9 protein-coding genes are annotated in these 11,846 nt (G+C 60.8%); 5 read left to right on the forward strand and 4 right to left on the reverse strand.

Features of this window, described 5'->3' with window-relative positions; genetic code table 11:
• Window positions 1–38 precede the first annotated feature (38 nt).
• A complete protein-coding gene (locus tag AACH39_RS08050; protein ID WP_338621273.1) occupies window positions 39–1,532 on the reverse strand; it encodes a DHA2 family efflux MFS transporter permease subunit in 1,494 nt (497 codons plus the stop codon).
• 27 nt (window positions 1,533–1,559) lie between these two features.
• Window positions 1,560–2,027: a MarR family transcriptional regulator gene (locus tag AACH39_RS08055; protein WP_215781133.1), complete on the reverse strand. Its 468-nt coding sequence runs from the start codon at window positions 2,025–2,027 to the stop codon at window positions 1,560–1,562.
• A gap of 262 nt (window positions 2,028–2,289) precedes the next feature.
• On the opposite strand from AACH39_RS08055, the gene AACH39_RS08060 reads away from it, so the two are divergent.
• From AACH39_RS08060 to AACH39_RS08070, 3 genes are all read left to right on the forward strand, one after another.
• Window positions 2,290–3,453 carry a porin gene (locus tag AACH39_RS08060; RefSeq protein WP_338621242.1) on the forward strand — a complete coding sequence of 388 codons (1,164 nt, stop codon included), beginning with the start codon at window positions 2,290–2,292 and terminating at the stop codon, window positions 3,451–3,453.
• Window positions 3,454–3,622: 169 nt separating this feature from the next.
• Window positions 3,623–6,169 carry a DNA mismatch repair protein MutS gene (mutS, locus tag AACH39_RS08065; RefSeq protein WP_215781128.1) on the forward strand — a complete coding sequence of 849 codons (2,547 nt, stop codon included), beginning with the start codon at window positions 3,623–3,625 and terminating at the stop codon, window positions 6,167–6,169.
• A 64-nt stretch (window positions 6,170–6,233) separates the two neighbouring features.
• Window positions 6,234–6,671: a hypothetical protein gene (locus tag AACH39_RS08070; protein ID WP_215781126.1), complete on the forward strand. Its 438-nt coding sequence runs from the start codon at window positions 6,234–6,236 to the stop codon at window positions 6,669–6,671.
• A 46-nt stretch (window positions 6,672–6,717) separates the two neighbouring features.
• Here the strand turns inward: AACH39_RS08070 and aceK are convergent, their stop codons facing one another.
• The gene (aceK, locus tag AACH39_RS08075) at window positions 6,718–8,481 is read right to left on the reverse strand and encodes a bifunctional isocitrate dehydrogenase kinase/phosphatase (protein ID WP_215781123.1); all 1,764 of its coding nucleotides are present in this window, start codon (window positions 8,479–8,481) and stop codon (window positions 6,718–6,720) included.
• A 35-nt stretch (window positions 8,482–8,516) separates the two neighbouring features.
• Window positions 8,517–9,158, reverse strand: coding sequence for a pseudouridine synthase (locus tag AACH39_RS08080; protein ID WP_215781121.1), 642 nt, complete (start codon window positions 9,156–9,158; stop codon window positions 8,517–8,519).
• Window positions 9,159–9,384: 226 nt separating this feature from the next.
• On the opposite strand from AACH39_RS08080, the gene icd reads away from it, so the two are divergent.
• Complete coding sequence (icd, locus tag AACH39_RS08085; protein WP_215781119.1) at window positions 9,385–10,632, forward strand: NADP-dependent isocitrate dehydrogenase; 1,248 nt, start codon at window positions 9,385–9,387, stop codon at window positions 10,630–10,632.
• Between the two features lie 229 nt (window positions 10,633–10,861).
• Window positions 10,862–11,758 carry a LysR substrate-binding domain-containing protein gene (locus AACH39_RS08090; protein WP_215781117.1) on the forward strand — a complete coding sequence of 299 codons (897 nt, stop codon included), beginning with the start codon at window positions 10,862–10,864 and terminating at the stop codon, window positions 11,756–11,758.
• Window positions 11,759–11,846: the final 88 nt, after the last annotated feature.

The raw sequence follows: 11,846 nt of genomic DNA on the forward strand, positions 1-11,846 counted from the left end.
GCCCACGGGCGCTTTTTTTCATGGCGCTCGGCGGCGGATCAATCCGCCACGATCTCTACCTTGTGCACCACCCCCTTGCGCTGACGCAGCATCAGCACCAGCGGCAGCATCAGCAGGAAGCTGAAGGTAATCAGCCAGTAAACATCGACAATCGCCACCATGTGCGCCTGGCGGTCCAGCTCGCTGGCCAGCATGCTGGCCGAGGTCTCATCCAGCACGGTGCGCCCGCTCAGATTCAGATATGACCACAGTGCCGGATTATTGATATTGAAATACCCAACCAGATGATTCCAGGCAGCCTGCGTGTCCCGGGTGTAGAAGGTAGTGATCACGGCAATCCCCACCGAGGAGCCGATGGTACGCAACAAGCTGAACAGACCTGCTGCCTCGGCGGTCAGCGCCGCCGGCAAGGTTGACAGGGCCAGCGTCGACAGCGGCACCCAGATCATCCCTAACCCGAAACCTTGCAGCAGTACCGGCCAGATAAACCAGGCCGTGCTGGTCTCCAGCGTGTAGTGCGTGCAGACCCAGGTACCACAGGCGCCGATCAGGATGCCGGTGCCGATCAGATAGCGGACGTCCACTTTCGACACCAGCCGGCCGATCATCATCATGCTGATCATGCTGGCAATGCCGCGTGGCGCCATGACCAGCCCGGTCGACAGGGTCGGGTAATGGAACAGGCCTTCCAGCATGATCGGCTGAATCACCATGGCGCCATACATGGCCAGCCCGAGTGCGGTGATCACGAAGCTGGAGGCCGCAAAATTGCCGTCGCGGAAAATATGCAGATCAAACAGCGGCTTCTGGCGCGAGAGCAGGCCTCGCAAACCAAAGCCGGCCATGCCGATCACACTGGCAAAGGTGGCCGCCACAATGGCCCGACTGGAAAACCAGTCCTCGGTATTCCCCCGGTCCAGCACGAATTGCAGCCCGCCAATGCCCAGGGTCAGCAGCAACAGGCCGAGCCAGTCCATGTCGCGCTGCCTGCGCGGCGTATCCGGCACCTGTCGGGCCAGCCACAGGGAGATCAGGCCAACCGGCACATTGATATAGAACGTCCAGCGCCAGTCGAGCACATCGGTCAACCAGCCCCCCAGCGTCGGGCCGCCAATCGGGCCGATCATGACCCCCATGCCCCAGATGGCCATCGCCCGGCCGCGCTCGGCCAACGGAAACGTATCCGCCATGATGGCCTGGGACAAGGGAACCAGTGCGGCGCCGAAGACCCCCTGCAGCAGGCGAAACAGCACAATTTGCGCCAGATTCTGCGCCACGCCGCACAGCATGGAGGCCAGCACGAAGCCGGCAATCGAATACAGCAGGTACCGACGCCGACCGAGGAGATCGGTCAGATAGCCGGTCAGCGGCATGAAGATCGCCGAGGCCACCAGATAGCTGGTCAAGACCCAGCTGATCTGATCAGCGGTCGTACCGAGATTGCCCTGCATCTGCGGCAGGGCCACATTGACAATCGTGGTATCGAGCGCCTGCATGATGGTGGCGGACATGACCGCCACAATGATCAACACCTGATTTGCCGGAGCCTGGCTCAAAACCTACTCCGGTGCACAATCCGACGCCGTGTGCGCCGCCAGCATGGCGGCAGCCAGCTGCTCCAGCTGCTCCAGCACCTCGATGGTTTGGGCCAGGGCCTCGGCAGGTACGCTGCCGAGCAATTCAGTTTTCATCTCGTCGGCAATCAGCGCCAGCTGCTGTCCTAGCGCGCTCCCCTGCCCGGTCAGCGACACCAGTTTGCTGCGCCGGTCATGCGGATCGGCCGTACGACTGACCAGTCCCTCGCTCTGCAAGGCATCCAGCAGCCGCACCAGCGAAGCCGGTTCGATACCGATGCGCTGGGCCAGATCACATTGCGCCAGCGGCTGACCGGCACGTAACAGTTTCAGCAGCACCTGCCAGCGCGCCTGAGACAGACCGAAAGGCCGGAACCGGGCATCGAGGGCACTGCGCCAGTTTTTCATCAGATGCACCAGGGCTTCGCTGAAGCGATCGTTTTGGGTCGGCATATCATTAGCAAACTAATTATGTTTAAGCTAATGATTCTAGCATGTCCGATCTGCCTCGGGCATGCCGCACTGTGGTCATATCACGACACATTCTTGCGACAGATCATGAAATTGTCGTTATTCATGATTTTGGCTCAATCCATTTATTGAGACATATAGCAATCAGACAATTCATGAAACTTCGGGCGCCATGCACCCTATCAATCTTAAACAGACTGTTTAAATTGTATGACTCCTTTTACTCACATTCAGGAGTCATACCATGCATCTACGCTGGATCCCCCTGCTGGCCTGCCCGCTGTCCGCCCCGCTCTGGGCCGATGTCACGCTGTATGGCGAACTGCACGGCAGCCTTGGCCGCCACACCCTGTCGCGGGGGCCGAACCAGAACCGGCTGGACAATGCCGGTACACATTTCGGCATCAAGGGCAGTGAGTCGCTGGGCAATGGATTGAAAACCCTCTGGCAGATCGAGCTGGAGGCCGAGCTGGATGGCAGCAAGGCCCCGTCTCCGGGACAGACCTTTGCCGGACTGAGCGATGCCTCGCTGGGCACCCTGCGCCTGGGACATCTGAACAGTGCGCTCAAGGGGCTGTACACGGTCAATCAGTGGCGCTCGGGCGGCAGCATTGCCCATCACCGTCATCAGGGGCATGAAGGCATGAGGAATTTCGGCGCCGATGCCCTCAAGGTCTTCACCAATCCGGGCAAACGGCTGAAAAACGCCATTGCCTATGACTCTCCGGTCGTGGCGGGCTTTCAAACCAGCCTCAGCTACGGCTTTGGCGAAAACGCCACGCGTGACAGCACAGGGCAGGCGGAGATCGAACGGCCGTCCGACATTTTTTCGCTGGGCCTGAGCTATGCCGCTCAGGGATGGTTTGCCGCCTATGCCTTTCAACGCGAAGCCAATCCCTGCAGTCTGCGCCGGACCGGGGACAAGAAAGAGTGTCGTCCCCAGGCGGGCGGCGAACTGGAGCCCGCTCATCTGCACTATTTCGAGGCCGGCTATCGCAATGACCAGTGGCTGCTGGCTCTGGCCTGGCAGCAGGCGCGGGGCTATGACTGGACCGATGGCTTTTCCGGCGACAGCCAGCATCCCCAGGGGACAACGGGGAGCATGAAGTCAGCCGCCGAGAGCCGGCTGCAAACCCGGCAGGCGGCACTCTCGCTGGCACACACCCGTGGCGCCATCACAGCAAAACTGACACTGGCACATGGCTGGGACCAGCGCACGAACGGAGAACGCCTGCCGCAGACCGGCTATCGTCAGTGGATCATCGGGGCCGATTACCAGCTCTCCAAACGCACGCAGGCCGGTATCGCTCATGGCCGGCTGATCTTCGCCCCCCAGGCGGGGGCCGCTGTGGCCGCACGTGCCACCACCCTGACCAGCACCAGCCTGAGTCTGAGCCACAAGTTCTGAGCGCCAGGGCAGCCCGGCATATAGCCCGGGCCGCCCGGCTGTGAGAAAATCCATCCGGATGCCGCCGAGACGCGGCGCCAATGAGGCGAGGTCCCACCCCTCGCCCTTTTCTTTTCATTCTGCCCGGCCTGTCGCCGGGCTCAGCCGCCAGGAATCAGGGTCACCACCAATGACAGACGCCGCAGCCAAACACACCCCTGTCATGCAGCAATACCTCGCCATCAAGCGCGAGCATCAGGACAAACTGGTGTTCTATCGCATGGGCGACTTCTACGAGCTGTTCTACGAAGACGCCGAAAAAGCCGCCCGCCTGCTGGATATCACGCTGACCACCCGCGGGGCCAGTGCCGGCAATCCGATCAAGATGGCCGGGGTGCCCTACCATGCCGCCGAGCAATATCTGGCCAAGCTGATTCGTCTCGGTGAATCGGTCGCGATTGCCGAACAGTTCGGCGACCCGGCCACCAGCAAGGGACCGGTCGAGCGACGCGTGGCACGCATTGTCACGCCCGGTACCGTCACGGATGCGGCCTTTCTCGATGAAAAGCGCGATGTCCTGGTGCTGGCCCTGCAAACCATCAAGGGAAAGCTGGGACTGGCCTGGCTGTCGCTGGCCAGCGGCGAGTTCAAGGTGATGGAGACCGCCAGCGAGGAGCTGGCGAGTGAGCTGGAACGGCTGCGCCCTTCCGAGCTGATCCTGCCCGATGACTGCGATCTGGCTTTGCTGCAGGAACTGAACCTGCCGAAGAAAAAACTGCCGGCCTGGCAGTTTGACCCGCAGTCCAGCCATCAGGCCCTGACGCGGCATTTCGGCACGCGCGACCTGTCGGGCTTTGGTGCCGAGGAGCTGAAAGTGGCCGTCGGCGCGGCCGGCGCCCTGCTGGAATACGTCAAGACCACCCAGGGTGCCAATCCGGCACACCTGATGTCGCTGGCGGTCGAGGACAGCCGCGAACTGATCCGCATGGATGCGGCGACCCGGCGCAATCTGGAGCTGACCGAAACCATCCGCGGCGAGCCCTCGCCGACGCTGTTTTCCCTGCTGGATCGCTGTGCCACCACCATGGGCAGCCGTCTGCTGCGCCACTGGCTGCATCACCCCCTGCGCCAGCAGGGCAAGATCGCTGAACGTCTGAGCGCCGTGCGTGCCCTGCTGCCGGGTCATGCCACCTTGCTGGCCGAGTTGCGCGAAGTGGCGGATATCGAGCGTATCTGTGCGCGCATCGCGCTGCGCTCGGCGCGCCCGCGCGACCTGTCGGCCCTGCGTGATTCGCTGATCAAGCTGGGCGACATCACGCCGCTGCTGCCCCAGGACGAGAGCGGACTGCTGGCCGAGCTGGCCGCGGCGCTGCCCGGTGCAGCCGGTCTGATCGAGACCCTGCAGCAGGCAGTGCTGCCGGAGCCGGCAACCTTTCTGCGTGATGGCGGCGTGATCAATCATGGCTATTCGGCCGAGCTGGACGAACTGCGCGCCATCCAGACCAATTGCGGCGAATTCCTGCTGGCGCTGGAGGCACGGGAACGCGAACGCAGCGGCATCGCCACCCTCAAGGTGGAGTTCAACCGGGTGCATGGCTTCTATATCGAAGTCAGCAAGGCACAATCGGAAAATGTGCCGGACGATTATCGCCGCCGCCAGACCCTGAAAAATGCCGAACGCTACATCACGCCCGAGCTGAAAGAGTTCGAAGACAAGGCGCTGTCGGCCCAGGATCGGTCGCTGGCACTGGAAAAGCAGCTCTACGAAGCCCTGCTCGAAACGCTGGCAGCGGGGATCGGCACGCTGAAGCAGGTGGCGGCCGCCGTGGCCACGCTGGATGTGCTGGCGGCGTTTGCCCAAAGCGCCGAAACGGGCGGCTATGTCGAGCCCGTGTTTGTCTCACAACCTGTGCTCGACATCCGCGGCGGACGCCACCCGGTGGTCGAAAGCCAGGTAGACAGCTTCATCGCCAATGACACCAGCCTGGGCGCAGCCCGCAAGCTGCTGCTGATCACCGGTCCGAACATGGGCGGTAAGTCAACCTATATGCGACAGACTGCGCTGATCACCCTGCTGGCACACATCGGCAGTTTCGTCCCGGCCGAGGGCGTCACCATCGGCCCGATCGACCGCATCTTCACCCGCATCGGCGCCTCGGACGATCTGGCCGGCGGGCGTTCGACCTTCATGGTCGAGATGACCGAAACCGCCAACATCCTCAACAACGCCAGCGAGCAGAGTCTGGTGCTGATGGATGAGGTGGGCCGCGGCACCTCGACCTTTGACGGCCTGGCGCTGGCCTGGGCGATTGCCAAGGCACTGATCGAGAAGAATCGTGCCTATACCCTGTTCGCCACCCACTATTTCGAGCTGACGCGGCTGGCCAGCGACTATCCGAGCGTGGCCAATGTTCACCTGTCGGCGGTCGAGCACAAGGACCGCATTGTCTTCCTGCACCATGTGGAAGAAGGGCCGGCCAGTCAGAGTTACGGTCTGGCGGTCGCCCAGCTGGCCGGGGTACCGGGCAAGGTGATCCGCGAGGCGCGTCGTTACCTGGTCGAACTGGAAAATCAGGCCGCCAGCCAGCAACCGGATCTGTTCGCCGTGGCGATGCCGCAGGCGTCCGAGCCGGAGCCCGATCCGGTCCTGGAGCGCCTGGCCGACATCGACCCCAACGCGCTGACGCCTAGGCAGGCGCTGGATTTATTGTTCGACCTCAAACAAATTATGAATTAAACCCCGGCAATCTGTACGGCATTGCCTAGAATGAAACACCAGATATTGATTCGAGGATGAAACCATGCCAACCAGCCATGCCGGCGACAATCCCGGCCTGAAGAAGATTTTTGGTGCGGCAGCGGAAAAGGAAGGCGTGTCGCTGACCGCCATCCGCCGTCGTGCGCAACGTCAACTGAGCAAGTTCGATCAGTTCGCCCGCGAGCAGCTGCAGCAACGCGGCATCACCATGCCACCGGGCATTGGCCTGGTCAGTTGCCCCAACTGCGCCTTGCGGCTGGATGGCGAACACCCGCAGGCCGATCTGCTGCAGGCGTGGATCGAGGGCAACGTCAAGATGGCGAAAAACTTCAAGGAAGTGGAAGTGCTGTTCGAGATGCTGCGCGCACTGGAAAACCCGGGCGAGACCTTCGCCAGTCAGAGCTGCTTTCATATCGGCCTGACCAGCGCCGGGCCGGTGGCCTACTTCCAGGATCACGTCTGTCCGGTGGTATCGGCCTGAGGTGAGGGATGACAAAGGCCGGGACACCTGGGTGTCCCGGCCTTTGTCATGGGGCAAAACGGGTCGGGTAGCGATGAACGAAGCGCATGCTCTCCGGATAGGGGTAGAAATCCTCGATATTGCCGGCACGGATGCGCTGCTGTTTTTCCTGCCAGAATGACGGATCCAGCAAATCCCGATGGTGCTGCAGGAACACTTTGCGCACATCGGCGTCCGCCAGCAGGAAGGTGGCAAACTCCTCCGGGAACACATCATTGCGCGCCACCGGATACCAGACCTCGCCGGACATCTCCATCTCGGGATTCGGTGCCGGCGGAATACGACGGAACTGACAATCCGTCATGTACTCGATCTCGTCATAGTCGTAGAAAATCACCCGCCCGTAACGTGTCACCCCGAAGTTCTTGAACAACATGTCGCCAGGGAAAATATTGGCCGTCGCCAGCTCCTTGATGGCATTGCCGTATTCGATCACCGCCTGTTCGCGCTCTTCCGGCGTCGCCGACTGCAGGTACAGATTGAGCGGTTTCATGCGCCGCTCGATATACAGGTGATGAATCACGATGGTGTGCTCGCTCTCCTCGATCATCGACGGTGCCAGACGACGCAATTCTTCCAGCAACTCCTCGGTAAAGCGCGCCTTGGGAAAGGCTACGTTGGAAAACTCCAGCGTATCCGCCATGCGGCCAACCCGGTCATGGCGTTTGACCAGCCGGTATTTGGCACGCACGGTGTGACGATCCAGCTCCTTGGTGGCGCCGAACACATCCTTGATCAGCTTGAACACATAAGGAAACGACGGCAGCGTGAACACCAGCATCACCAGCCCGCGGATACCGGGTGCGATGGTAAACAGGTCGTTGGAGTGCTGCAGATGCTGGATGAAATCGCGATAGAAGATGTTCTTCCCCTGCTTCTGCAGTCCGATCATGGTATAGAGCTCGGCCTTGCTCTTGGTCGGCAGCATGCTGCGCAGGAACTGCACATAGCCGGAGGGCACCTCCATGTCGACCAGGAAATAGGCATGGCTGAAGGAAAACAGCACGCCGATGCGCCAGGGCTCGAGCAGGATAGTGTCCAGGTAAAGATTGCCGTCGGCATCATGCAGCACCGGCACGGCAAAGGGATACGAGGCATAGCCGTTGATCACCTTGCCGAACAGATAGGCAGTCTTGTTGCGATAAAACGCCGAAGACAGCACCTGAATCTGCAGATTGGCCTCGCGCCGCGGAACGCGTCCCTCCAGATACTGATTCACCGTGCGCAATACCAGCGTCAGATCGCGGCGCAGATTGGCAAACGGTCTTGTCCAGCCGAAGTCGGCGATGATCTGCTGCAGGGTCGCCAGCAAGCCGACCGAAGCGGGATAGTAGCTGCGGTAGGACGGTGGATTGGATTCGATGTACTCGGTGGAAATCGCCGGGCGCAGGAAAATGAAATCGTTGTTGAAATAGTCGCGATGCAGAATGCGGGTGAACACCGAGTTGAAGAAGGTTTCCGCCAGCTCGGGTTGCTTGTGGTTGCACAGCAGGCCGATGTAATACAGCTTGGCCTGCTGCCAGATCTCGTTGTCCAGCAGCTCGGCATGAAAATCGCGATGCAGCAGCTCGACCGTCTCGCTCACACGCTGGTCATAAAACTGGATGCGATCGCGGATCGCTTTCTGGATCCCCGGCCAGTCCGCCTCGTCAAAGCGCGTCTTGGCGCTCTGCGTGCATTCGCGGAACAAGCGGTAATGCTTGTCGAAGCCGGCGATCAAGGCCAGCGCGATATCTCGCGCCACCGGGTTGTAATACTCGGGAATCTGCATCGTTTCGCCCCCTGCCGGGCGGCGACCGACGGTTCTCAGCGTCTGCCGCTCCCCCGGCCGAATCTGGCGGCACCTGTCATCGTGCCGGCCGATTTGCCAATGCCACCAGCATGCTTGACTCGCGGCAAATCTTCAAGGCGGATTTCCAGCCGGCGCATTTCGCCCGGCGCCAGCCCGTCCACACGCCAGGGGCCAATGGCCACCCGCACCAGACGCAGGGTGGGCAAACCGACTTTGGCGGTCATGCGTCTGACCTGGCGGTTCTTCCCCTCGTGAATCGTCAGCGCAATCCAGCTGTCCGGCACGGTCTTGCGCACCCGGATCGGCGGCACGCGCGGCCAGATCTCGGGGGCATCCAGGCGCTCGGCTTCTGCGGGTAAGGTGATAAAGTCCCCCAGATCCACGCCCTGACGCAGGGCCGCCAGCTGCTCATCGCCCGGGACGCCCTCGACCTGCACCCAGTAAGTCTTGGGCTGCTTCCAGCGCGGATCGCTGATGCGATGCTGCAGCGTGCCGTCATTGGTCAGTAACAACAATCCTTCACTATCGGTATCCAGCCGGCCGGCCGGATAAAAGCCCGGCACCTGCACAAAGTCCTTCAGGGTTTTATGCAATTCATGTTGCGAAAACTGGCTTATTACGCCATATGGTTTATTTAACAGGATCAGTTCAGGCATGGGTCTGGCGAATACGAATGATTTACACGATAATAGCAAGGTTAAGGAGAGCGGCATAACAATAAGCTTTGGTCATCATCCGGCATCTCCTGCGCGGTCGCGCGACCGCTTCTCGAAACGATCGCACATTGCCCGCGCGCACCACCGGACACCACGAACACCCCGGCCGACCCGGCGGGGGCGTGATTCCTGGTAGCCAACAGCACCCACCAACAATGGAGAAGGCATGAGCGTTCAATCCCTCATCAAAGTGCCTGCCGGCGGACAAAAGATCGTCCCGGGGCAACCGATTCCGAACAACCCGATCATTCCGTTCATCGAAGGCGACGGCATTGGCGTCGACATCACCCCGGTGATGATCAAGGTCATCGACGCGGCGGTGGAAAAAGCCTATGGCGGCGCCCGCAAGATTCACTGGATGGAAGTGTATGCCGGTGAAAAATCGACCCGCCTGTATGGCCCGGACGAGTGGCTGCCGGCAGAAACCTTTGCCGCCCTGAAAGAATACTCGGTATCGATCAAGGGGCCGATGACCACGCCGGTTGGCGGCGGCATCCGCTCGCTCAACGTCGCACTACGCCAGGAGCTGGATCTGTATCAGTGCGTCCGCCCGGTACGTTACTTCAAGGGGGTGCCCAGCCCGCTCAAGCAGCCTGAGCTGACTGATATGGTGATCTTCCGCGAAAACACCGAAGACATCTACGCCGGCATCGAGTGGCAGGCCGAAACGGAAGGCGCCAAGAAGCTGATCCAGTTCCTGCAAACCGAAATGGGCGTCAAGAAGATCCGCTTCCCGGAAACCTCCGGCATCGGCATCAAGCCGGTTTCGCGTCAGGGTACCGAGCGTCTGGTCCGTGCGGCCATCCGCTATGCCATCGACAACGATCGCAAGAGCGTGACCTTCGTCCACAAGGGCAACATCATGAAGTTCACCGAAGGTGGCTTCCGTGATTGGGCCTATGCACTGGCCAAGAACGAGTTCGGTGCCGAGCTCATCGACGGCGGTCCGTGGTGCAAGTTCAAGAACCCGAAGACCGGTCGCGAGATCATCGTCAAGGATGCGATTGCCGACGCTTTCCTGCAGCAGATCCTGCTGCGTCCGGCCGAGTACGACGTGATTGCGACGCTGAACCTGAACGGCGACTACATCTCCGACGCGCTGGCCGCACAAGTGGGCGGGATCGGGATCGCCCCGGGCGCCAACATCTCGGATCAGTACGCCGTGTTCGAAGCCACCCACGGCACGGCACCGAAGTATGCCGGCCTGGATAAGGTCAACCCGGGTTCGCTGATCCTGTCGGCCGAAATGATGCTGCGTCACCTGGGCTGGACCGAAGCGGCCGATCTGGTGATCAAGGGCATGGAGAAGTCGATCAACGACAAGCAGGTCACCTATGACTTCGCCCGTCTGATGGATGGTGCCACCGAAGTCAGCTGCTCGGCCTTCGGCGACGCGATGATCGCTCGCATGTAAGCCAGCAGGCAGTCGTCAAAAAGCCGCGGCATGGCCCGCGGCTTTTTTCTTGCCCGCCGGACGACCGTCCGGGCAACGGCATATTCCATGGCAAAATGTTATAATATAAGGAAAATAAAAATCAGGCGCATGGCTTCCGTCCGACTACCCCCGGCACGCCACGCCACAGCATCCCCATTGCCGTTGCACAGGCCGTAGAAGACGTACGACCCAACACAGCCGGAGCGTTATGAACATCACCATTCGACAATTGCGTGCCCTACTGGCCGTGGCGCAGGAAGGCTCGATTGCCAATGCCTCTGAAAAACTCTGCCTGACGCGTCCTGCCGTATCACAGACGCTGCAGGAACTGGAACGCCAGTTTGGCCGCAAGCTGTTTCACCGGGTGAGCAACCGCCTGATTCTCAATTCGGAAGGCAAGCAGTTGCTGCCTTACATCGACGAGCTGATCCAGCGCATCAATCAGATCGAGAATTTTTTCACCGGTGAGTTCGAGAGCTTCAAGCGCATCAAGGTGGGCACCACCAAGACCATCGGCAACTATCTCTTGCCCGGCATTCTGCAGGACTACCACCAGACCGAGGGCGGCGGCTACCCGACACTGTTCATCGGCAGTACCGGTGATTTGTGTAACAAGCTGCAAACCACCGAGCTGGATGTAGCCATCATTGAACGCACCGTACAGGACGCCACCCTGACCAAGCGGCCGTGGATTCGCGATGAAATGATCGTGATTGCCCCGCCCGATTCGACCCTCGGGCTGGAGGGCAAACTGCAGATGGCCGAACTGGAAAAGCAGGCATGGGTGCTGCGCGAACAAGGCTCGGGCAGCCGCGAGCAGTTCGACTTCCATATCGGCCGCCGCCTCAAGCATCCGCGTATCGCGCTGGAGATCAACGCCACGGAAGCCATCATCAACGCCGTGATTCATGGTGTCGGGCTAGCCTTTGTTTCGCGCATCGCCGTCACCCAGGCTGTGGCGCACGGTCTGGTGCGGGCCTTGCCGATGCCGGAGTTTTTCCATCGCGAGTTCTGCATCGCCACCTACAGCGAGAAGTATGTCGGGCCGGAATTGCAGGCGCTGCTCGATTATCTCGAGCATTACAAAGACCAGCACAATCGCTGAATCGCACCGCCGCAAGGCGGTTTTTTGTTGCCCTGCCAGACAAAAAAACCGCCAGGCATCGCTGCCTGGCGGTTTTGTTTCATCAGCA

This window comes from Paludibacterium flexuosum (genome assembly GCF_037076605.1).
Lineage (GTDB): Bacteria > Pseudomonadota > Gammaproteobacteria > Burkholderiales > Chromobacteriaceae > Paludibacterium.

What these genes read in the sequence shown, in the direction of transcription:
- icd (WP_215781119.1), top strand. Translation starts at nt 9,385, where the DNA reads ATGAGCGTTCAATCCCTCATCAAAGTGCCTGCCGGCGGACAAAAGATC.
- aceK (WP_215781123.1), bottom strand. Translation starts at nt 8,481, where the DNA reads ATGCAGATTCCCGAGTATTACAACCCGGTGGCGCGAGATATCGCGCTG.
- AACH39_RS08080 (WP_215781121.1), bottom strand. Translation starts at nt 9,158, where the DNA reads ATGCCTGAACTGATCCTGTTAAATAAACCATATGGCGTAATAAGCCAG.
- AACH39_RS08060 (WP_338621242.1), top strand. Translation starts at nt 2,290, where the DNA reads ATGCATCTACGCTGGATCCCCCTGCTGGCCTGCCCGCTGTCCGCCCCG.
- AACH39_RS08055 (WP_215781133.1), bottom strand. Translation starts at nt 2,027, where the DNA reads ATGCCGACCCAAAACGATCGCTTCAGCGAAGCCCTGGTGCATCTGATG.
- mutS (WP_215781128.1), top strand. Translation starts at nt 3,623, where the DNA reads ATGACAGACGCCGCAGCCAAACACACCCCTGTCATGCAGCAATACCTC.
- AACH39_RS08090 (WP_215781117.1), top strand. Translation starts at nt 10,862, where the DNA reads ATGAACATCACCATTCGACAATTGCGTGCCCTACTGGCCGTGGCGCAG.
- AACH39_RS08070 (WP_215781126.1), top strand. Translation starts at nt 6,234, where the DNA reads ATGCCAACCAGCCATGCCGGCGACAATCCCGGCCTGAAGAAGATTTTT.